The organism is Algibacter sp. R77976 (assembly GCF_044594645.1).
Taxonomy (GTDB): Bacteria; Bacteroidota; Bacteroidia; order Flavobacteriales; family Flavobacteriaceae; genus Algibacter_B.
The window spans coordinates 2,913,440-2,936,366 of sequence record NZ_CP138989.1; the positions used below are offsets into that span (position 1 = coordinate 2,913,440).

Here is a 22,927-nt window from a genome sequence, read left to right on the forward strand (position 1 = left end):
TTAAAAAGGGTTTGCTTATTTTTCTTTTCAATATTACAATAACACTCATAGTTTTTATGTTACAAAGACATTTTATATAATGTCGGATTATAATTCTTTTTCTGAATTATAATGTTCTGCGTTATGTAACTTGAGCTTTGGTAAAAAGCGAAAGTTATTACTACAGTTTCTTGAAAAAATTTATTCTAAAAAGTTTCTTCTACAATGTTAATGGAACACTTTTTATGCGACGACGTAGGAGGGAAGTATAATGTGTGTGGAATGGGCTTTTAATTACAAAGGTTAATTACTAAATCCTACAACTAACTGTTTTTTTATTAATTAAGGAAAAATGAATATTAGTATTGCTTTTAACTTTGGATTAAATTTAGATTTTTTAAAATAATTTTATTTTCATCTTTAACACTTAAAGTACATATACTATAGTTTATCTTAATAATAAAAGATAATTTTGTTTTTTTTAAATTGAAAACTTATAAAATGAAAATTACCCTTACCGTAATTCTACTAGTTGTAATAACCTTTGCGCAAGCACAAGAAACCATTACCATTACTGGTCAGATTATCGACCAAGAAACAAAAGAAACATTACCTTTTGTTACGGTAGCAGTAAATGATGAAACTACAAATGAAATCGTAACAGGAACGATTACCGATGATTTTGGACGTTTTGAAATTAAAGATTTAGCAACAGGAAAATATATTGTAAATATCACTTATTTAGGATTTGAAACCGTACAACGTAAAATAGTATCTGGTGGATTAAACCCAATCTTTGACTTAGGAAAAATAGAACTAAAACCATCTGCTGAAGCTTTAGATGAAGTAATGATTGAAGCAAAACGAGCAACTGTTAATTCAGCACTCGATAAAAAAACCTTTAGTTTAGCAGATAACGTGGCGCAATCTGGTGGTTCTGTACTTGACGCTATGAAAACAATGCCAGGTGTTGCTTTTGACCAAGAAGGAAAAGTGGTCTTGCGTGGTAGTGATAAAGTGGTCGTTTTAATCGATGGCAAACAATCTAGTTTGACTGGTTTCGGGAATCAAAAAGGATTGGGTAATATTCCTGCATCTAACATAGAACGTATTGAAATCATAAACAATCCATCTGCAAAATACGACGCTAACGGTTTTGCAGGTATTGTAAATATCATTTACAAAAAGGAAAAACAAACCGGACTCAATGGTAATGTAGGCTTATCTTTTGGATTAGGCGCATTATCTAAAAGAAAAGAAGATACACCAACAGATTTAGGTAGCTATTCGGTAAACCCAAAACTAATTCCTAGTTTAAATTTGAATTACAGAACCAAAAACCTCAATTATTTTTTGCAATCCGAATTCATCATCCAAAAAGCTTTACCAAACAATGAATTCACAACTAGAAACTATGATGATGGTCGCAATATCATATCGCAAGTGCCAGAAAATAGAAGACAGTTCCGTTCAATCATCACAGGTGGAGTTGATTGGGAGTTAAGTGATAATGATGCGATTACCTTTTCAGGAATGTTCGATAGGGAAAAACATATTGACACCTCACAAGTCGCTTTTATCAATCTCGATAATAATGTGCGAAATCGCCTTTATACTTGGAAAGAAGAAGAAGTTACTAGTTATATCAACGTTACTGCCAATTACAAACATAATTTTCCACAAGCAGGACATTCGTTATCTTCAAATGCACAATACACAAGAGGTTTAGAAGATGAAAGCTACTTTTTAAATGATAGTTCTGCGGTTCGTATCGGACGAGATATGACCAACATTAGAGCTATTGAGCATACTACTAGTCTATCCACAGATTATGCGCGTGCATTGAGTAGTGGTAAAATTGAAGCTGGTGCAAAAGTTAGGTTTAGGAATTTACCTGTGGATTACAGGATAAATCGAGGAAATCAATCTATTATTTATCCAGATTTAGGCGATTTTTCAAAATGGAAAGAAAACCTCTATGCATTCTACGGAAACTACCTTTTAGAAAAAGAACGTTTTGATGTCGAAGCTGGTTTGCGAGCAGAACAAACTGATGTTTCTTATGAACTGGATCCACAAAATGCCTACTACCCAAGTAATGATAAATATGATTATTTTGAGCTATTTCCAAGCGTACGATTTACTTATAAATTGAATGATAAAAACAAATTATCATTATTCTACAACCGTCGTGTCGATAGACCAGGCGAACCAGAATTGCGAGTGTTCCCAAAGTACGACGACCCAGAGTTGCTGAAAGTTGGAAACCCTTATTTGCGCCCACAATTTACTAATAGTGTAGAAGTTGCCCATCGATATAACTGGGATTCAGGTTCATTGTTTTCTGCTGTGTATCATAGACAGATTAAAGGTGCATATCAACGTATTTTAAGTATAGATAACAGTAATCCAGATTACGATATTGTGAATAAAATTTATCAAAACACTGGCGAAAGCACTAATACAGGAATTGAATTATTATTCAGTCAAGACCTTACCGAAAACTGGAAATTAACAGCAAGCACCAATATTTATCGAAATAGTATTGATGCCTATCAAGGAACATTATTATTTCCATTTGTAAGACCATTTACAATAGAAAAAACATCAAATACAGCAGGCGATTTTAAATTGTCAAGCACTTTTACGTTGCCTTTAGATATTGAAGCACAAATCACAGGTCTGTATTTTTCAAAACGAAATATTCCTCAAGGCGAGGAGTTGGCACGTTCATCCATAGATTTTGGACTTAAAAAGAACATATGGAATGAGACTGGAGAAATCACATTGTCTGCAAGCGATTTGTTTAATAGCTTCGGATTGCGTCAGCGAATAGATGGAGAAGGCTTCACAGCTTTATATGAAAACTATTATGAAACACAAATTGTGCGATTAGGGATGAAATATAAATTCTAAAACTTAAGATTCTCTAAAACAATGAAGAATTTTAATAAGTTATTCTGAAAGATTAAATGAAATCAATCAAATAATCCAGGTTTAAAATATATAAAGCCTGATAATAACATTATGTAAAATAGAATATCGATATTAAACTTGGCCTCATAAAATTTTGGTTAAAACAATAGGCGAAATGAGCGTCCATATTTTAGGGGTTTAGTTATACAGTATCTTAAGAGTTTCAATTATACAAGGGATTTCAAAGCAATGTAAACGAGTTCCAATGTTTCCTAAAATATAGCGAATGAGCCGTTAATTGTTTCCAAAATTATATGCAGCCTTGAATTTTTGTTTCTTTTGTTTCAAGACAAAAGATAATGAAAGAAGGAAAAAGGATTAATTGAAGTTCTACATATAACAAGTGCATAGAATTTTATTTTTACTCACATATTTAATTATTTGCAGAAACTTCAAATGTGTTCGTGAATCTCCTAAAAAGTCGATTTCATAAAATTTATGCTCTTGTGACAAGCTTACGAGAATCGTCTAAAATTTTTTATTACGTACATTTTATCGAATACGCGATTTTTAATAAGAGCAAAAAGGTTAGCTTTTATTTTGGCGTTGGCAAGCGGCGGTAAATTGTGTTTAAAAATAAATGTTATTGAAACATTTAAATTTTTAAAAAGCAATCGAGCGATTGGCAGCGGCAATTTTACATAACGGCAAATTATAATACAAATTTGTAAACGAGAAGTTTCATGAGAATCACTTATTTAAAAAAACTTGAACAATTGTACAGAATACTTAAATTATACGAGAAGTACATTACTAATGTTTAATGACCCAAGTTCAGAGATTTCTTATGAAAACAGCACATTCTGGGATATTTTACATAATATCATTATAACTATCAAATGAGTGCATTTGTATTATAATTTATATTATGTAAAATAGAATATTAATCAAGTACACTACTTTCGATTGTATTATAAAAATGGATAATTAATCCATTCTTTATAATAGTATGTAAAATAGAACATTTAATCAAGCACTCTATTTTCAATTGCATTATGAAAATAATTATTCATTCCGAGTAAAACTAAATATTATACTAAATGGATAAAAACCCACTTAGTATAATATTAAGAAAATTAAATGGAATGTTTTAAAGATTTTATATGAGCAAAGATTTCAACACCATTCACTTCACATTCTAAATCTCCTTCTTTTAATTTAATACCTTTAACAGTATTGGTTTCACCTTGTGGAGAAACAGCAATAACATTATAAAATATTTTGTCTTCGTAAATAGCTCTTATATGAATAATATTTCCCGATTTGCTTACCCCTTTAACTGGAAGTACTTTTCCATCTTCGGTAAACGCTTTTATATCATAAATGGTTCCGTCTTCACCAATGGCTTTAACTGGATAGTAAATATCATCATCGCTAAACAGCATTTTTACTGGAAGCCTTTTTCCTTTCACAAAGGCTTTAACGCTTAATAAATTAGTTTGATCTGAATCCTGAATTGCCTTAACATCATAAATATCCCCTTTCTTATCAATAGCTTTTATGTTTAACAATTTTACTTGAGGTTTAAAGGCTTTAATATGCCAAATAATCTCTTTAAACGCTTCTTTATCTTGTGTATACCCTGAGTTAAATGTAAAAACACTTACTAATAATACTAAAAATAATTTGCTGATTTTCATGTTTTCTTGGTATTAAATTATATAAACGTAATGATAAATTGGCTTTTATATGATGCTATATATCAAGTCTTAAAGCCATTCTAGAAAATAGGTCATCATCTCCTCTTTTAACTCATAATGCATTTTAATATACGTACGCATATCTTCTTTTATAGTATGTTGTTCTGCACTTAATCGACCATCTATATTTTCGTTATAATCTGCTGTATTTATAGTGTTCATTTTATTTTTACAACGATGCATCAATTTAGATATGGCTGCTTTTTCAATCATAATTCTATTTTGGAAATTTTCTAAAGGAATGGTTGCCCGCTTTCCAAACTCTCTGCATGCTATTTCTTCAAGTTTTTCTTCAAACGTATCCATTTCATTAAAATGAAAACGTAATTCTCTTCTCCAAGTTTCTAAATTGAACTTTAAATCGCTTAAATAGGATACTTTCGTGTTAGTCTGCATATTATTTATTTTATATATTATACTTCTACTAATTCTAATTGTTTTACTAATTTTTTCTGTACATTTTCTGGTACAGGTTGGTATGATGAGAATGTGTTACTAAACGTTGCTCTACCTTGCGTTAATGAGCGTAAATCTGTCGAATACCCATATAATTCTGCCGCAGGCGTAATCGCTTTTAAAATCTGATAATTATTTTGGCTTTCTATACCTTGTATAATGGAGCGTCTAGATTGTAAATCGGTCATCACACTACCAATCATATCTTCTGGAACTTTTACAATTAACTCGTTAGTTGGTTCTAATAATTTAGGATTAGCGTTTAAAAACGCCGCTTTAAATGCATGGGCACCCGCTATTTTAAAAGAAATATCGTTAGAATCTACGGCGTGCATTTTACCATCGTAAACCATAACGCGAATATCTCTAATAAACGATCCTGTTAATGGACCATCTTCCATAACCTCCAAAACACCTTTCATAACAGACTGTAAATACCGCTGATCTATAACACCGCCAACAATGCAATTATAAAATACCAGCTTACCGCCCCAAGGCAAATCAACATCTTCTTTACCTCTTAAGTTAAATCCTTCTGGTTCTGGCATGTCTTTAAACCAGGGTTCAATTTTCATGTGTACTTCTCCAAATTGCCCAGAGCCACCAGATTGTTTTTTGTGTTTATAGTTGGCTTGAGATGAACGCTGAATGGTTTCTCTATATGTTATTTTAGGCTTGTCAAATTTAGCGTCAATGCCATAAACATGTTTTAATGTCCAGTCGATGGTTGCTAAATGTAATTCACCTTGGCAGCCTAATAATTCTTGTTTCGATTCTTTTGAATATTCTAAAACCGCTGATAAATCTTGACTATGAATTTTTTTAAGTGCATCAATTAATTTTTCCTCATCCTTTTTTTCAACTGCAAAAACACTTTTTTTAATTCTTGGCTTCGGGAAATTAATAGGTTTAATCGTGGTTTTACTATTTACATCTCGTAGCGTATCATTAGTATCTGTAAACTTTAATTTTAGAGTGGCTCCAATATCGCCTACGGTTAATTTATTTACGGCATGGCGCTTTTTGCCATCCATAATAAAAAGTTGATTAATGGTTTCGGTTTCATTATTTCTCGGGTTCACCAACTTATCGTTAACCTTAACTTCTCCAGATTTCACTTTAAAAAATGTAATCTGTCCTAAATTAGGCTGATGAATGGTTTTAAAAACAAATAGCGACGTTGGAGCATCAGCAGATCGATTTAAGGTTTCCCCTTCCACAGTTTGCTCTTCATTTAATTCTGAAGCTGAAGGAGCCACATTATCAATAAAGCCCATTAATCTGCCTGTTCCCATATCATTTAAAGCCGAAAAACAAAACACAGGAAACAATTCATGATTTAACATGCCCGCTTTAATACCTTGTCGCATTTCGTCTTCATTAAGCGTTCCTTTTTCAAAAAATAATTCTAATAGCGTATCATCGTTTTCAGCAGCTTTTTCAACCAGCTCATTATGAAGTTTGTTTGCTAGTTCTATATAATCATCTGGGATATTTAATTTTTCTGGCTTCCCTCCTTCTGGTTTAAACTTATAAAGTTTCATCTTTAAAACATCAATAATGCCTTGGGCACCATCTATTTTTACAGGGAATTGCATTTTTACGGCATGGTTACCTACTAACTCATTTATGCTTTTAAAACTATCTTCAAACTTTAAATTGGGGTGGTCAATTTGATTGATAACAAATAAAGTGGCCTTTCTATAATTATCAATATAATTCCAAATAATTTCGGTGCCTACCTCTACACCTTGTCTACCATTAACTACTGTTACAATAGTATCTGCTACATTTATAGATGAAATAATTTCACCAATAAAATCATCTAAACCTGGCGTATCTATAATGTTTATTTTATAATTACGCCACTCGGTATGTAACGGAGTGGCGAATATAGATGCGTTTCTTTCATGTTCAATATCACGGTAGTCTGATACCGTATTATGATTTTCTACTGTGCCCCTTCTATTTATTAAGCCCGCCTCAAACAACATGGTTTCAGATAATGTTGTTTTTCCACATTGATTAGCGCCAACTAAAACAATATTTTTAATATGCTTTTCATCAAATTCTTTCATGTTTCACGGATTAAAATTGATTTTCATAAAGCTAATTGATTTAAGGGTCGGAAAAAATGACATTTATCATTTAACTAAGTAAAAGAGGAAGTATTTAATAATGTTAACTACTTTATTCAAAATTCATAACTAAACTGAAATTTCATTTTTATATTTAACTCACAAATAAATTAATGAATCAAAAACCAGATTATATTTACATTGCCTTCGATGTTTTTCCGTCGCAAAAAGGCGCTGCTACCCATATAGATCATTGTCTTAAAGCGTTACAAAATTCGTTTAAAACGGGCTTATTAATATGTCTTGGAAATGACGATATGCCTTCATTTCAGTTCGACAAGGAGCGTCAGTTATATGTGTATCGCTGGAAAGAAAAAGTAGTTAATTTTTTAGAACGTACACAAAAATTTCAAAAGGCAGTTACAGAGGTGCTTCAGCTTCCGCTTTGTGAACAAGTAAAACTGATTCATTTTAGAGATATTTGGGGCGGATTTCCTGTGCTTAAACATAACGCAAGCTATAAAACTGTTTTTGAAGTTAACGCTTTTCAACATATTGAATTACCAAATCGCTACCCAAATATTAGTGCTTCAGTTTTAGATAAAATTCATAATATTGAACGTTTTTGTATTGCTAATTGCAATGAAATTATTACACCATCTAAAGTCACTCAACAATTTATAAAACAATATGTTAACAACAACAAAAAAACAATTCATATCATTCCAAACGGTGTAACTATTCATGATGCCAAACCATGGACAGGAAAATCAGTTAGCGCCTTACCTTACATATTATATTTTGGAGCTATGCAAAAATGGCAAGGCATTAAAACGCTATTTAAAGGGTTTAAAGAACTATTAGATTTAAATTTAAGATTAAGAATCTGTACTTCAATTCCTGAAAAAAGAACAGAAATCTATAAAACACTTGCTGAAAGTATGGATATAGCGCATCGTATAGATTGGTTTTACGAGCAAGACAAACCAACTTTAGCCAACCATATTAAAGTCGCTCTATTTACCGTAGCACCACTCGCCTCTTGCGATCGTAATATTATACAAGGTTGCAATCCTTTAAAAATTATAGAATCTATGGCTTATGGCACACCAGTAATAGCCAGTAATATTGCTGTAGTTAGAGAATTAATTACAGATAACGAAACAGGTTTTTTAGTGACTCCAGACCGACCAGAACAATTAGGAAGAAAAATGAGAACCTTACTAGAAAACCCCGATGTTTTAAAACGTGTTGGGCAGAATGGAAAAAACAAAATTGAAAAAAACTATCTTTGGTTATATCAAGAAGCAAAAATGAAAACGATGTATCAAAACCTTCTAAATAATGATTGAAAAAGTCCTATTAAACGATGGTAAAAAGTTTGCTACAACTAAGCAAATTAAAGCAAAAAGGCCTTCTGAGTATTGGTTGCTATTTATAAAACGCTATGTTTTATCTTATAAAGAATCTTGGTTTCGCTTATACTATTTGTTGTTTTTAATCCCCATAGCAGTAGTTATACTTATGTTTATATTTAATGTGGAGGCAGATACTATTTTCCCTTTAGCTTTTATAAGTTTTATACTTTCAATAATAGTTTTTACTATTCTTAAAGTAAATGAAAAAAAAGCACTTGTACCTATAAATGCTTTTCAAGAGTTAGCAAAATTTATTATTTCAATTAAAGGTGATGTGCATAGAAATCTTATAGGATTAAATCTTAACGCTGGTGTTATTGAAGCTGACACAAATGCTTTAGACCCTTTAAAAATAGGCTTACAACCTATAAAAGGTGTGAAATATAAACCTTTTGAAATGCAACGATTTCGTGCTAACTTCACTCTAAATGATGGTAGTATCTGCCTTGTTTCCCTACATCAAATTGCATTAAGAGTTATAACGACAAAACGCCGTAGTAGCGGAAAAACGAAGACTAAAATGAAACGTAAACATAAGTTTTTTTATCAGTTAGCATTAAAACTTAAGACTTCAGATTATAATATCACACCACCAAACTTAGTAGAACTATCAGATATAAACACAGCGTTTGATGTCACAGTTAAAGATAACGGTGAATTCTGCTGGGTTAAGGTTAAATCTAAAAAGAAACTGCTAAATGTTTCTTCTCAGTTAGATACAGCTACAAAACATAAGGAATCTATTTTCACATCTATGATGCAACATTTAATTACGCAAAAAGTGATAGAATATCGTGGAACTACCAAATTACTTAAATCTTAAAACAGGATGAATTGTCAACAAAAATCGGGTGTATTCTTAAATATTCATTGTTCAAATACGAAGGAAAATAGTTGCTCTAACTGCAAAAAAGAGGTTTGCGAAACACATACGCATCAATTGGATTCTAAGCAATATTGTGAAGATTGTTTTTGGGAACTGTTTCTTTATTCTACAGAAGAGCAACCATATAAAGATAGTGATACTTTTATAAGCGACACGAACACGACATCGTATTCATCAAATACTTCAAGCGATAATTCCTCTGATGCTGGTTTTGGTGGCGGTTTTGGTGGTGGTGGTTTTGGTGGCGGCGGTGCCAATGGCCAATGGACTGAAGGCGACATGAAAAGTTTAAGTGAAACTGATAGTCAAGGCACTATAATATCCAGCAACGATGATACTTTTTTCTATAGTTAAAACTGAAATATGAGAATTATTTGGTTTACAGAAAATTATCCTCCAAACAAAGGTGGCATGTCTAGAAGCTGCGATCGTATTGTTTCTAATTTAAGACAGCACTATACTGTTGATGTTTTTCATTTCACAAACAAATTCCCAGCGTTTAAAACCGAAAGTCATGAAAATGGCTCATACACTTCTGTGCCCATTTTTGAAGATAGCTCGTATACACTTAATATGCTATGGGCTTTTATTAAAGACCATTCAGTTATAAAGGTAAGCACAGTATTTACTGCGTTTGGAAGTCATTTATGCTTAAAAGGCATCACACTTATGGCAAATTGGCTACAAAAACCAGTCCTGATTTGTTTTAGAGGAAATGATTTTGATAATGCTATATTTTCTCAAAAAAAGCAAGATTTATTATATACCATTTCTAATGCTACTGCAATTGCATGTGTTTCTTCCGAAAAAGAAGAACGTATAAAACGTATGAAGCTTAATAACAACGTTTATTTTACGCCCAACAGTATTGATTTTGAACAATGGAATGTTCTGAATTCAGACCGAACATTAGCAAGCCAAATAAAATCGGGATTACAATTAACCAAAAACACTAAAATTATTGGATTAATAGGCTTTTTAAAAAGCAAAAAAGGGATTGATTTTTTTATGGAAACACTTAAAAAATCACAACTCTTAAAAACTGTACATTTACGTATAGTTGGCGAAATAGAGCCACACATTGAAGCACAGTTTATAGCGTCAAATTGGTCGTATTCAAAAATACAACCAACTTCAAAAACAGAACTCATGGCTAATTATTTACTTTGCGATGCAGTTGCAATCCCTTCTATTTATGATGGCATGCCAAACGTTATTTTTGAAGCAGCAGCTCTGAATATTCCTGTAATAGCATCAAAAGCCGGTGGAATTCCTGATATACTAAATCATGACAATGCCTTTTTATTTGATGTTTTGTCAGAAAACAAGTTGCTTCAAGCTTTAGCAGATTTTGATAATTCTACTAAAACAATACTTCAAGAAAAAAGTAACAACTTAAAACAAACCATCAAATTAGCTTTCACAACTCAACAAGAAATTAAAAATTATATTGATATATTTAATACCATAACAACAACTAATTATGAGATCTAAAATCACTTTAACTTTAATATGCATATTATTTTTAGGCATATTAGTATCCTGCAACTCGAAAAATAAAAACAATTCTACATCTGAAACTACTGTAATTAGCAATGAAAACGCAGATAGTTTTACGTCTAAAATGACAAAATCTGATAAGAAAAAATATTTTGATGGTAGTAATAATGTCGTTTATGAAATTAAATACAAACCAGATGGTTTTAAATTAAGAACCGCGTCTTCAACTTTATTATGGAAAATAAAACTTTATGACGATAAGATAAAAATAAGTGATAATGACGAAAACATGAATCCTTATGAAATCAAGTTGACAGAGGCTAACAAAGCTAAATTGGTTAAAAATGATGCTACTATTGCACGAACTTCTTATAATTTAGAATCTAAACAACAATCTGTTGCTTCTGTAAATGATGGGCAACCTGAGTTTTTTAATACGAGCTACTCGCCTAGTCTTTTGGTTAATAGTATCCCAGAAATATCTGCAAGTCAAAAACAAATTTTAATTAAAGAATTGAAAGCAAAAGGTTATTAATGCATATTTTCTATGTTCAAGGTGGCGGTTTAGGGCATTTAACACGAATAGATAAGCTTATAAAAACACTTAGCATCCCAAAGGAAGCTATAAAAATTATAACACCTTCAAGCTTTACTAATTACTTTAAAGACTATCAATTTATCAAGCTTTCATGGTCTGAAACACCAAACAATTGGACCAAACAAATTGCACAAGTGCTAAATAAGTATAGTGTGTCTTCATTTTATATAGATGCCTTTCCGTTAGGCTTAAAAGGTGAATTACTACCTGTTTATAAAGTATTTACAGAGCTTAACTACATTTATATTTCTAGAATTTTAAAATGGGAAACCTATTTAAAAGCTATGAATAATGAAACACCATCGGTCATTTTTTCAAAAACCATGGTTTTAGAACAATTGTATGAAACGCATTTAGATTGGATAGTGGCGCATTCTAAAAACGTTTTACACCTTCATTTAAAACCTAAAGGTGTAATTTCTATACCATTCATTAATTCTGATTATATAATGGTAGTACATTCTGGAGGAACCGCTGATGTGCTTAAAATTTGCAACAAGGCTATTGAAGATTACAAGCATAATCCTAACATTTCAATTATTGTTTTTACTCAAGTTGATATTCAACTAAAAAGCGAAAAAATAGTTGTTTATAAAAATATATTTCCTGTTACTCAATATTATGATCACGCCAAACAAATCTATACTGCAGGTGGTTTTAATAGTGTTCACGAATTAGAATTATTTAGATATAAGCACAACGTAATACCTTTAGAAAAGCGCTTTGACGACCAGTTTTTCAGAATTTCAATAAATAAAAGCTCTTAAAAAAGTGTATTGTTTTGTTGTTTTAAATTCGATATATCTTATAAAACCATCTCTTTAACCCAAATGACTGTTAAACTTTGGCTAATTGTATAACTTAATTTTATCAAGATAAATTCTAATCTTATATTTGCAATACCCATTTTTATTGAACATGAAACCTGAGCAAAAAAAAGCTAAAGAAAAATCGCGACTTCAATTGTTACATCAGTATTATAATTATACTGGTTTCTACACATTTGTTTGGCAAGCTGTAAAAAAAGCTTTGCCTTATATTATTGCAATAGTTATAGCTATATATACTGTAAATCATTTCTTTAACATTAATGAAGGGTTAATTCATTTAACAGAAATACTTCCGGCTTATGGAGTGTTAAGTTTCTTTTTTGTGTCTGAAGCACTTATGGGACTTATTCCTCCAGAAATATTTATAGCTTGGGCGGGTAAAATGTATAGTCCTTGGTTTTATTTAGGCATTTTAGCAGTTTTATCTTATGGAGGCGGATTATTATCCTATTGGATGGGGCGCTCTATTACAAAAATGCCAGCTGTTCACAACTATTTAGAAACTAAAATGGAAAAGCAACTTAAAAACTCTAAAAAATGGGGTGGCTTTTTAATTATGGTTGGAGCAGTATTGCCTCTACCCTTTTCTATTGCCTGTATTGCTGCCGGAATTATAGAATTCCCCTTTAAAAACGTTATGCTTTATGGATCTTTAAGGTTTTTACGCTTTGCTATTTATGGGCTTATCATTTTTAATGTACTATAAATAATTCTTAAATCGTACTGTTGTTATTGGTTTGTGAAGTACTTTTGCATAAAAATAAATCTGTATGTTTTCATCATTAAATATATTTAGAATTGTAGCGCTTTTAGAAGGTATTTCATATATCCTCTTATTGTTTATAGCAACACCAATAAAATACTTATTAAACGATCCACAATACGTTAAAATGCTAGGTATGCCGCATGGTATATTATTTGTGGCTTATGTGGCACTTGCAATACTATTTAAAAAACAGTTTTCTTGGACTAACAAACAGCTTGCCATAGTACTTTTAGCATCAATCATTCCTTTTGGAACCTTTTATATAGATAGAAAATATTTAAATCTAGCGAAATGATTCAAGTCGAAAATATTGATGAAACCATTTCTGAAAATACATCAAGCATAAAACATTGGGTTTTAAATAAACTAATAGAATCTGGGATTTCGGAACAAACTGCCGAATATCTTAACATGCTTATATTACTAATTGGTTTACTGATTGTTATTGTTATTGTAGATTTAATCATCAGAAAGCTATTAATTGGTGCGTTTTCTCAATTTGCCGAACGAACTAAAACTAATTTTGATAACTTATTAGTAGCCAACAAAGTACCTAGAAATGTTGCACACATCATTCCGTTGCTTATCGCTATAGAGTTTGTTCCTGATGTCTTTACAGATTTTTATAATTTTGAAAACATTATAGAAAAAGGGCTTATTGTTTTTGCTATTGTGCTTACGCTTTGGGTGGTTAGAAGTTTACTAAATACGCTTAAAGATTACTTAAAAACACTTCCTCGTTTTAAAGACAAGCCTATATCTAGCTATATACAAGTATTTATGATTTTTGCTTGGTTAGCTGGTTTTATGTCGGCCATAGCTATTATTACTGGTATTCCGTTCTGGACATTCGTTACAGGCCTTGGTACTATTTCTGCTGTTATTATTTTAGTTTTTAAAGATACAATTATGGGTTTTGTGGCCAGTATCCAAGTGTCTATAAACGACATGGTACGCATTGGCGACTGGATAACCTTTGAAAAATATGGAGCCGATGGCGATGTTATCGAAATATCTTTAGCTACTGTAAAAGTTCAGAATTTCGATAAAACCATTACCACCATTCCAACATATGCTTTAATATCAGATTCGTTTAAGAACTGGAGAGGCATGACAACGTCTGGTGGTAGACGTATTAAAAGAGCGTTATACATTAAACAAGATGGTGTAAAATTCTTATCGTCTTCAGAAGTTGATAATCTTAAAAGTATTCAACTTATTAGTTCGTATTTAGATTCTAGTCAAACTAAAATTTCATCTTATAATAGTTCAAATAACATTGATAAAACACTATTGCTAAACGGAAGAAACCTGACTAATCTTGGTGTATTCAGAAAATATATTGATGTTTATTTAAATAATAATTCTGCTATAAATAAAGACATGACTATAATGGTGCGTCAATTAGCGCCAACAACACAAGGTATTCCTTTAGAAATTTATGCTTTTAGTAGCGATAAACGTTGGTCGAATTATGAATATATTATGTCTGATATTTTCGATCATCTTATTGCAGCCCTACCTTATTTTGAATTAGAGGTTTTTGAGCTACCTAGTCATTCTAGTTTTAAAAATAATTAATATATCCTCAAGGTTTTAAAACCTTTTTAATGTGTTAAAATAAAAAAAGACCTGTCAGGTTTCAAAAACCTGACAGGTCTAAATATATAGTAATAACTAGCTGTTAGATATTAGCAGCTAACCAATCTCCAACTTCTTTAGTACCGTAAGCTTTTCCGCCATCGGCTAAATCTTCAGTAACAATACCTTTTTCTAAAGCACTATTAACAGCGTCTCTAATAGCCTTACCTTCAGCTTGTAAACCAAAGTTTTCAAACATCATAGCAGCAGATAATACGGTTGCCATTGGGTTAGCAATATTTAATCCAGTTGCTTGTGGGTAAGATCCGTGAATTGGCTCAAATAAACCAATATCAGTTCCTAAAGATGCCGATGGCATTAATCCCATAGATCCAGAAATAACAGACGCTTCATCTGTTAAAATATCACCAAACAAGTTTTCAGTAATTAATACATCGTAGCTATTAGGCCATTGTACCAAGCGCATGGCTACAGCATCAACAAACTCATAAGCAACTTCAACCTCTGGGTAATCTTTCTCCATTGCTTGAACCGTTTCTCTCCATAATCTTGAAGTTTCTAAAACATTAGCCTTATCAACGCAACATAATTTTTTACCTCGTGTCATAGCTAATTCAAAACCTTTTTTAGCCAAACGTTGCACTTCAGCACGTGTGTATACGCAGTTGTCAAAAGCTGTTTCACCACCTTCTCTTCTACCCTTCTCACCAAAGTAAATACCACCAGTAAGCTCACGTAAAAACACTAAATCAGTACCTTCAATACGCTCTCTTTTTAAAGGCGATTTATCTAATAAAGACGGAAACGTAAACGTTGGGCGTACATTAGCAAATAAACCTAAAGCTTTACGCATTTTCAATAGACCTTGCTCTGGGCGTACCTTTGCAGAAGGATCGTTATCAAAACGCGGGTGACCAATAGCACCAAATAATACAGCATCAGAGTTTTTACAAATCTCGTGAGTTTCATCTGGATAAGGCTCTCCAACAGCATCAATTGCTGCAGCACCTGTTAATGCAGGTTTCCAAGTAATTTCATGTCCAAATTTCCCAGCAACAGCATCACTCACTTTTACAGCTTGATCTATAACTTCTGGTCCTATACCGTCTCCGGCTAAAAGCGCAATATTTAATTTCATTTGTTTGTGTTTATTATAATCTTTTAATAATCTATTTTGTTTGGGCGTTCCTTTTTACTCATACTTACAAGGTTTTCAAAACCTTGCAGGATCGCAAAAAGTCGGGCTTTTCGTTGCAAGTCCTCGCTCCTCCTTCGTCGGGCTGTGGGCTTTCCTCTGCAATCCCTAACGCGGGTCAGTTTGCAGTTGGCAGTACGCACTCATTAGTCAAACTTATCCGCAGACAAGCTAACTCCCGTCTCCTGTCCACCGTCTTCGGTCATCCCTCTAACTCACTACAATATTCAACATTTTCTCAGTAGCTTTAATAGCCGAAACCGTTTGGTCACTATCTAAACCACGAGTTTTAAACTCTTTTTCAGGACTCTTCCAAGTAATTATTGTTTCACATAAAGCGTCAGAATTACTTCCTGGAGGAATTCTTACTGCATAATCAATAAGCTTAGGCAATACTATTTTCTTACTTATAAAAACATTCTTAACAGCATTCATAAAGGCATCATATTGTCCATCACCTTGCGCATGTTCCTCAAAAGTTTCATTCTCAATAGTAATAGAAACCGTTGTAGAAGGTTTTAATCCTTTAGAGTGTGTTAATACATAAGAGTTCACGGTTACCTTCTCTTCATACGTTCTATCTAAAACATCAGAAATGATATATGGCAGATCCTCTTTGGTAACGACTTGTTTTTTATCTCCCAACTCAATAATACGTTGGGTTACTTTTTTTAAGTCTTCATCGTTAAGCTGAAGTCCTAATTGTTGTAAATTCTTTTGAATATTAGCTTTTCCAGACGATTTCCCTAACGCATATTGGCGCGTTCTACCAAAACGCTCTGGCATTAATTCGCTAAAATATAAGTTGTTTTTATTATCACCATCTGCATGAATTCCAGCAGTTTGTGTAAACACATTAGCGCCTATAATAGGTTTGTTAGCAGGAATCATAACTCCAGAGAAGTTTTCAACCAACTTACTTACTGTATAAAGCATTTTCTCATTTACACCAATTTTTATTTCTGGCATAAAATCATTAATCACAGCAATTGTACTAGACATTGGTGCATTTCCTGCACGTTCTCCCATACCATTAACTGTTAAATGTAATCCATCTGCACCCGCTTTTAAGCCTTCCATAACGTTAGAAACACCTAAATCATAATCGTTGTGTGCGTGAAAATCAAAATGCAAGTCTGAGTAAGCATCTTTAATTTCTTTTATAAAATCATAAGATTCTTTAGGTGTTAAAACACCCAAAGTATCTGGTAACATAATTCTAGCAACATTTTGCGTTTTCAAAAAGGCTAAAAACTCAAAAACGTAGGCTTTAGAGTTTCGCATACCATTACTCCAATCTTCTAAATAAACATTGGTTGTAATACCGTTTTTTGTTGCTAAAGAAACAGTTTGCGATATTTCTTTAAAGTGCTGACTTGAAGTCTTTTTAAGCTGATGAGTTAAATGATTTAACGAACCTTTTGTAAGTAGGTTTTGAACCTTAGCCCCAGCATCAATCATCCAATTAATAGAAACACCATTATCAACAAAAGTCAAGACTTCAACTTTGTCTAGGTAATTGTTTTCAGAAGCCCAAACCGTAATATCTTTAACCGCTTGAAACTCACCTTCAGATACTCTAGCCGAAGCAATTTCAATACGATCAACCTTTAATTCTTCAAGTAAAAGTTTAGCAATAGTTAGTTTTTCTGAAGCAGAAAACGACACCGTCGAGGTTTGTTCACCATCGCGCAATGTCGTATCCATTATTTCTATGTGCTTAATGCTCATTGTTTAGAAAGGACGAGATTCAGTAAATGTTTCAATCTCACTTTTCATGCTTTGTAAATAATCAATATCATCAAAACCATTTAGCATGTTTCCTTTCTTATATCCATTAATATCAAAAGACTCTTGAGTTCCTGATGATAATAATGTAATGGTTTGAGCCTCTAAGTTTATTTCTAATTCTGTATTCGGATCAGCATAAATAGCCTCAAAAATTTCGTTAGCAAATTCTGGACTAATCTGTACCGGTAATACTCCAATGTTTAAACAGTTATTCTTGAAAATATCTGCAAAGAAACTAGATACTACACAACGGAAACCATAATCGTAAACTGCCCAAGCAGCATGCTCTCTAGAAGATCCTGAACCAAAGTTCTTTCCTCCTACTAATATTTTCCCTTTGTAAATAGGATTGTTTAAAACAAAGTCCTGCTTTGGTGTATCATCACCATTATATCTCCAATCACGAAATAAGTTATCTCCAAAACCTTCTCGTTTTGTAGCCTTTAAAAAACGTGCTGGTATAATTTGATCTGTATCTACATTCTCAATTGGCAATGGAACTGCAGTACTCGTTAATGTTGTAAATTTATCGTAAGCCATAATTTTAGTATTCAGTCTGCCAGTATTCAGTAGGCAGTACATTATTCTGTTTTATTTATAATTTTACTAATCAACAACTTTTCGTCATTACTTGACTGAAAAACTGTTGACTGAGAACTGCAAACTTATAGAAGCTCTCTTGGATCCGTTACTACACCAGTTACTGCAGCAGCCGCAGCTACTAATGGACTAGCCAATAAAGTTCTTGATCCTGGTCCTTGACGACCTTCAAAGTTTCTGTTTGATGTACTAACTGCATATTTTCCAGCAGGTACTTTATCATCATTCATTGCTAAACAAGCCGAACAACCTGGTTCTCTTAAAACAAAACCAGCTTCTTCAAAAATATCAAGTAAGCCTTCTTCTTTAATTTTAGCTTCAACAATATGAGAACCTGGAACTAACCAAGCTGTAACATTATCTGCCTTTTGTCTTCCTTTTACAATCGATGCAAAGGCTCTAAAATCTTCAATACGACCGTTAGTACAACTACCAATAAATACGTAATCGATTTTCTTACCAATCATTTGATCGTTTTCAGCATAGCCCATATAAGCTAAAGACTTATCGTAAGTTGCTTTACCTCCTTCAACAGATTCTGCAGTTGGAATGTTATTAGAAATTCCCATTCCCATACCTGGATTTGTACCATATGTAATCATAGGTTCAATATCTGCAGCATCAAAAGTTAATTCTTTATCAAAAACAACACCTTCGTCAGTTTTTAATGTTTTCCAGTATTCCATAGCGGTATCCCAATCTGCTCCTTTTGGAGTTTTTGGTCTTCCTTTAATATAATCGAATGTTTTTTCATCTGGAGCAACCATACCACCACGTGCACCCATCTCAATAGATAAGTTACAAACCGTCATACGACCTTCCATAGTCATGTTTTCAAAAACATCACCAGCATACTCAACAAAATATCCAGTAGCACCAGAAGTGGTTAATTGTGAAATTATATATAATCCAACATCTTTTGGAGTAACACCTTTACTTAAAGTACCATTAACGCTAATACGCATTTTCTTAGGCTTAGGTTGCATAATACATTGTGTAGTAAGCACCATTTCAACTTCCGAAGTACCAATACCAAAAGCAATGGCACCAAAAGCACCATGTGTCGATGTATGAGAATCTCCACATACTATTGTAGCTCCAGGAACAGTAATACCATTTTCTGGTCCTACAACGTGTACAATACCATTGTTTTCATGACCTAACCCCCAATGACTAATACCGTATTTATTAGCGTTATCTTCTAAGGTTTTTAATTGGTTAGCAGATAGAGGATCTTCAACAGGTAAGTGTTGGTTAATTGTTGGTGTGTTATGATCGGCAACAGCGAAAGTTCGCTCTGGATATAAAACACTTAAACCTCTACTCTCTAAACCTACAAAGGCTACAGGACTAGTAACTTCGTGTATTAAATGACGGTCTATATATAATACGTCTGGTCCATCTGCAATGTTTCTAACCACATGCGAATCCCATACTTTGTCAAACAATGATTTACTCATAAATATTTTAAATTTTAAAAAGGTTTACAAAGTTAAATTATATTACAGATAATTGAAACTTTAGACCGCATTGTTATTTTATTTTTATAAATAATATAATGGAAGTATAATTCATTGCATTTTATGCAATGAAAACAAAAAAATGATTATAATTTTTAAAGAAAAAAATGAACATCTACCTATAATCTGTCTTTTACATATTCAACTTGCGTTTTTCCATGCGGCAAAACATGACCATCTGGACCTATATTTACCATAACTATATTAGAAATGGTAATAATAGTTTCTCTTGTCATCATATTTCTAACCTCACAACTTAAAGTTAATGATGCTTTTCCAAACTTAATGGGCTTTATTCCTATTTCAATGACATCACCTTGTTTTGCAGATGCTTTAAAATCTATTTCACTAATATATTTTGTGACTACTTTCTGGTTTTCTAACTGAACAATACTATATAAAGCTGCTTCTTCATCTATCCAATCTAATAATCGTCCTCCAAACAACGTTCCGTTAGCATTTAAATCTTCTGGTTTAATCCATTTTCTCGTGTGAAATCTCATTTTTTCGGGGTTTTTATATCTTAATAATTATATGGAATAAAGGTATTAAATACTTTAATGTTGATAACCTCGTTAACAATTAAAATTCGAAATCTTATATGTAATTCACATAATCAATATTTTTAATGAAAATCTACAAAAATGGACACCAGACAATTCAACCTTAAAAGTATTCGCCCAGAAATTTTAAGCACAACAATTAATGATAACATGAGTGCAGATGAACGTTTTCAGAATCTAGTACTACGGCCTATAATCAAATTTCAAAATAATTTATTAATTGAAGTTTTTAGAAATTATATAACTAAACATAAATCTGTGTTTTATGATTTATCGCTAGATAAGCGTATGGTTTATATTGAAAATGCCATTCAAAAAGATATGAAATTACGAAATTCGATGAAAGGCATGGTGATTGGCCAGTTTACTGTTGAAGAATATCTAATTTATATTGAAAACTCTTCAGCGCTTAATAAACGTATGATGAATATTGTTAAAGAGCGATTATTAAGCCATATTCAAGTATTTGATAGGCCAGAATTGCTAGAAGCAGTATAGATTATTGTCATATCTAAACGAAGACGATTGAGGCTTTTTATAATATTATAAATATGTTATGTGATTTCTACTAGCGTTGAAATGACAAGAGCACTATAAATTAATCAATCAAAGACACACCATTTAAATCAGTTGTTAAAACGTCGCTCATATAGTCAAAAAATGGGCGAATAGCTTTAAATGCTGTATCAACCTCATTTAAGAATCCCGCTTCTAGAACTTCCTTATCAGTGTATTTTTTGGTGAAAATATATTGCTTTTTCTTTATTAAATCTATGGCGTTATGATCTTTTGCGAAACCTCTAGGAGCAGATTTTACTTCATCACCTATAAAAGTATCACCCCAAATACTGTTAAATTTTTTATTTGCTAGAATCTCACGAATTTCTGAATCATCCATTTCAAATTCTTTTCTAATTCGCATTAAATCTTCCTTTTCTGGTTGCCAAAACCCTGTGGCTATAAAACTTTCGTTATTTGGCTGAAGATGCAAGTAATAACCTCCTCTTAATCTTGGTTTTATTCTATTAAAAGAACCTCCAAAATGGGTTTTATATGGTAATTTGTTTTTAGAAAAACGAACGTCTCGATATATTCTAAATATTTTTAATTTATCAATTTCATCATGCAAATTTAAATTCTCGAAGACCGCTTGATAAACTAATTTAACTTCACTTTCCATAGCTTTAAACTCCGGCTTGTTTTCATTAAACCAATCGCGGTTATTATTTTTTTCTAATTTTTTGAAAAACGAAAAGACAGATTTTGGCACGGTAATACTCATAATAACGCTTAATTTTATAAAACTCTAAAATACAAAAAGTCCCGATTCAATCGGGACTTTTATTAAAATCTTAATGTGTTATTATTAAAGTTCTAAATTGTTTTCTTCAAAAATAATGGTTTTTATGGCTTGTGTAGCTTCATCATAATATTGCACTACAAAATCGCCTTTGTTATCAAAAAAACCTAAACCGTTATAACTATTTCCTTTAACAATATAGTTTCCAGGTTTTTGAGAATTCCAAGCTTCTCCAACACCAACAAACATATTGTTATTGTTATCAAATGCCATATTAAATCCTTTGTCATGTGGTGTGAATTTATAGTTCTGATCGCCACTTTTATAAAATGTTTCTTTAGACAGTATATCGTATTCATCATCTGAATCGTTATCAATCATGACCATTTTTTCTACTTTTTTAGTTGCATCTACACGGCCTTGATTTATTTTATTTTTGTCTTTACCATCCAGTTTAACATTAGAAGTTTCGCGCGTAATAATCTTTACTTTGTCTTCTTTTATGCCATCGCCATTTTTATATTTTATGGTTTTAATTTCTGTTTCTTGTTTTACTTCTGCGACATCTTCTTGTGCCATAGCTGTAGTACTTATAAAAACAGCAAATAGATATATTAAATTTTTCATTGTATTTTTTAAATTTTTAAATTAATTATTCGTTTTAAAGCTATTCAAAATTCGGGTTTATTTATCCGTTGTAGCTTCATTTTTTACTCGATTCTGGATAAACAATTGTATTTCATTGTTTAAATTTTTTGAATCTATTTTATTCCAGTTCGTCTTTTACATCATCAGCAGTATCCTCAATGCCATCTCCTACTTCTTCTACTGCGTCTTCAATTTTATCGCCTGTGCTTTTTTCTTCTCTACAACTTGTAAAGGCGATAGATATTGAAAATAATAAAACGAGTACTAATATGATTTTTTTCATGATTTTAATTTTAAGTTAATGTGATTGTGTTTATTTTTTTACTAATCCTTTTAGTAAAGAGAGTACAAATAATACCAGAAATATGAAAAATAATATTTTAGCTATTCCTGCAGATGCCCCTGCTATTCCACCAAAGCCTAATACTCCAGCTATTATTGCAATTATAATGAATGTGATTGTCCAACGTAACATAGTTTTAAATTTTTAAGGTTTGAAATAATAATTTATCAAGAACGAT

General features: G+C 32.0%; 23 protein-coding genes. 11 read left to right on the forward strand and 12 right to left on the reverse strand.

What is annotated here, in order from left to right; translation table 11 throughout:
* Positions 1-480: 480 nt before the first annotated feature.
* The gene (locus tag SJY43_RS12395; RefSeq protein ID WP_396601060.1) at positions 481-2,895 is read left to right on the forward strand and encodes a TonB-dependent receptor domain-containing protein; all 2,415 of its coding nucleotides are present in this window, start codon (positions 481-483) and stop codon (positions 2,893-2,895) included.
* A 1,136-nt stretch (positions 2,896-4,031) separates the two neighbouring features.
* On the opposite strand, the gene SJY43_RS12400 is transcribed toward SJY43_RS12395, so the two are convergent.
* From SJY43_RS12400 to SJY43_RS12410, 3 genes are all read right to left on the reverse strand, one after another.
* On the reverse strand, positions 4,032-4,595 hold the full coding sequence (locus tag SJY43_RS12400; RefSeq protein ID WP_396601061.1) for a hypothetical protein: 564 nt from the start codon (positions 4,593-4,595) through the stop codon (positions 4,032-4,034).
* A gap of 69 nt (positions 4,596-4,664) precedes the next feature.
* Positions 4,665-5,051 (reverse strand): hypothetical protein, encoded by a 387-nt coding sequence (locus SJY43_RS12405; protein WP_396601062.1) that lies wholly within the window; start codon positions 5,049-5,051, stop codon positions 4,665-4,667.
* Between the two features lie 17 nt (positions 5,052-5,068).
* Positions 5,069-7,189, reverse strand: coding sequence for an elongation factor G (locus tag SJY43_RS12410; RefSeq protein WP_396601063.1), 2,121 nt, complete (start codon positions 7,187-7,189; stop codon positions 5,069-5,071).
* Positions 7,190-7,362: 173 nt separating this feature from the next.
* Here SJY43_RS12410 and SJY43_RS12415 point away from each other — a divergent pair, with 173 nt between their 5' ends.
* From SJY43_RS12415 to SJY43_RS12455, 9 genes are all read left to right on the forward strand, one after another.
* Positions 7,363-8,541, forward strand: coding sequence for a glycosyltransferase family 4 protein (locus SJY43_RS12415; protein ID WP_396601064.1), 1,179 nt, complete (start codon positions 7,363-7,365; stop codon positions 8,539-8,541).
* Positions 8,534-9,430, forward strand: a complete 897-nt coding sequence (locus SJY43_RS12420) for a hypothetical protein (RefSeq protein WP_396601065.1) — start codon at positions 8,534-8,536, stop codon at positions 9,428-9,430. The genes SJY43_RS12415 and SJY43_RS12420 overlap by 8 nt, the downstream gene beginning before the upstream one ends.
* Positions 9,431-9,436: 6 nt before the next feature.
* Positions 9,437-9,847, forward strand: coding sequence for a hypothetical protein (locus SJY43_RS12425; RefSeq protein WP_396601066.1), 411 nt, complete (start codon positions 9,437-9,439; stop codon positions 9,845-9,847).
* Between the two features lie 9 nt (positions 9,848-9,856).
* Positions 9,857-10,987: a glycosyltransferase family 4 protein gene (locus SJY43_RS12430; protein WP_396601067.1), complete on the forward strand. Its 1,131-nt coding sequence runs from the start codon at positions 9,857-9,859 to the stop codon at positions 10,985-10,987.
* Positions 10,977-11,528, forward strand: a complete 552-nt coding sequence (locus SJY43_RS12435) for a hypothetical protein (protein ID WP_396601068.1) — start codon at positions 10,977-10,979, stop codon at positions 11,526-11,528. Before SJY43_RS12430 ends, SJY43_RS12435 begins: the two co-directional genes overlap by 11 nt.
* Positions 11,528-12,358 (forward strand): hypothetical protein, encoded by an 831-nt coding sequence (locus tag SJY43_RS12440; protein ID WP_396601069.1) that lies wholly within the window; start codon positions 11,528-11,530, stop codon positions 12,356-12,358. Before SJY43_RS12435 ends, SJY43_RS12440 begins: the two co-directional genes overlap by 1 nt.
* Positions 12,359-12,509: 151 nt before the next feature.
* Positions 12,510-13,127, forward strand: a complete 618-nt coding sequence (locus SJY43_RS12445; RefSeq protein ID WP_396601070.1) for a YqaA family protein — start codon at positions 12,510-12,512, stop codon at positions 13,125-13,127.
* 64 nt (positions 13,128-13,191) lie between these two features.
* On the forward strand, positions 13,192-13,482 hold the full coding sequence (locus SJY43_RS12450; protein WP_396601071.1) for a DUF3817 domain-containing protein: 291 nt from the start codon (positions 13,192-13,194) through the stop codon (positions 13,480-13,482).
* Positions 13,479-14,768, forward strand: a complete 1,290-nt coding sequence (locus SJY43_RS12455; RefSeq protein ID WP_396601072.1) for a mechanosensitive ion channel family protein — start codon at positions 13,479-13,481, stop codon at positions 14,766-14,768. Before SJY43_RS12450 ends, SJY43_RS12455 begins: the two co-directional genes overlap by 4 nt.
* A gap of 103 nt (positions 14,769-14,871) precedes the next feature.
* Here the strand turns inward: SJY43_RS12455 and leuB are convergent, their stop codons facing one another.
* The 5 genes from leuB to SJY43_RS12480 form a co-directional block, all read right to left on the reverse strand.
* The gene (gene leuB, locus SJY43_RS12460; protein ID WP_396601073.1) at positions 14,872-15,927 is read right to left on the reverse strand and encodes a 3-isopropylmalate dehydrogenase; all 1,056 of its coding nucleotides are present in this window, start codon (positions 15,925-15,927) and stop codon (positions 14,872-14,874) included.
* Between the two features lie 267 nt (positions 15,928-16,194).
* Complete coding sequence (locus SJY43_RS12465) at positions 16,195-17,715, reverse strand: alpha-isopropylmalate synthase regulatory domain-containing protein (protein WP_396601074.1); 1,521 nt, start codon at positions 17,713-17,715, stop codon at positions 16,195-16,197.
* A 3-nt stretch (positions 17,716-17,718) separates the two neighbouring features.
* Complete coding sequence (gene leuD, locus SJY43_RS12470) at positions 17,719-18,315, reverse strand: 3-isopropylmalate dehydratase small subunit (protein WP_396601075.1); 597 nt, start codon at positions 18,313-18,315, stop codon at positions 17,719-17,721.
* A gap of 125 nt (positions 18,316-18,440) precedes the next feature.
* On the reverse strand, positions 18,441-19,835 hold the full coding sequence (leuC, locus tag SJY43_RS12475) for a 3-isopropylmalate dehydratase large subunit (RefSeq protein WP_396601076.1): 1,395 nt from the start codon (positions 19,833-19,835) through the stop codon (positions 18,441-18,443).
* Between the two features lie 179 nt (positions 19,836-20,014).
* Positions 20,015-20,398: an acyl-CoA thioesterase gene (locus SJY43_RS12480; protein ID WP_396601077.1), complete on the reverse strand. Its 384-nt coding sequence runs from the start codon at positions 20,396-20,398 to the stop codon at positions 20,015-20,017.
* A 141-nt stretch (positions 20,399-20,539) separates the two neighbouring features.
* Here SJY43_RS12480 and SJY43_RS12485 point away from each other — a divergent pair, with 141 nt between their 5' ends.
* Positions 20,540-20,956 carry a glyoxalase gene (locus tag SJY43_RS12485; protein ID WP_396601078.1) on the forward strand — a complete coding sequence of 139 codons (417 nt, stop codon included), beginning with the start codon at positions 20,540-20,542 and terminating at the stop codon, positions 20,954-20,956.
* A gap of 100 nt (positions 20,957-21,056) precedes the next feature.
* Here the strand turns inward: SJY43_RS12485 and SJY43_RS12490 are convergent, their stop codons facing one another.
* The 4 genes from SJY43_RS12490 to SJY43_RS12505 all read right to left on the reverse strand — a co-directional run bounded on the left by SJY43_RS12490 (position 21,057) and on the right by SJY43_RS12505 (position 22,881).
* Positions 21,057-21,740, reverse strand: a complete 684-nt coding sequence (locus SJY43_RS12490; RefSeq protein ID WP_396601079.1) for a DUF2461 domain-containing protein — start codon at positions 21,738-21,740, stop codon at positions 21,057-21,059.
* An 84-nt stretch (positions 21,741-21,824) separates the two neighbouring features.
* On the reverse strand, positions 21,825-22,385 hold the full coding sequence (locus tag SJY43_RS12495; RefSeq protein WP_396601080.1) for a hypothetical protein: 561 nt from the start codon (positions 22,383-22,385) through the stop codon (positions 21,825-21,827).
* A gap of 139 nt (positions 22,386-22,524) precedes the next feature.
* Positions 22,525-22,689 (reverse strand): hypothetical protein, encoded by a 165-nt coding sequence (locus tag SJY43_RS12500; protein ID WP_396601081.1) that lies wholly within the window; start codon positions 22,687-22,689, stop codon positions 22,525-22,527.
* Positions 22,690-22,719: 30 nt separating this feature from the next.
* Positions 22,720-22,881, reverse strand: a complete 162-nt coding sequence (locus SJY43_RS12505) for a DUF1328 domain-containing protein (protein ID WP_396601082.1) — start codon at positions 22,879-22,881, stop codon at positions 22,720-22,722.
* Positions 22,882-22,927 lie beyond the last annotated feature (46 nt).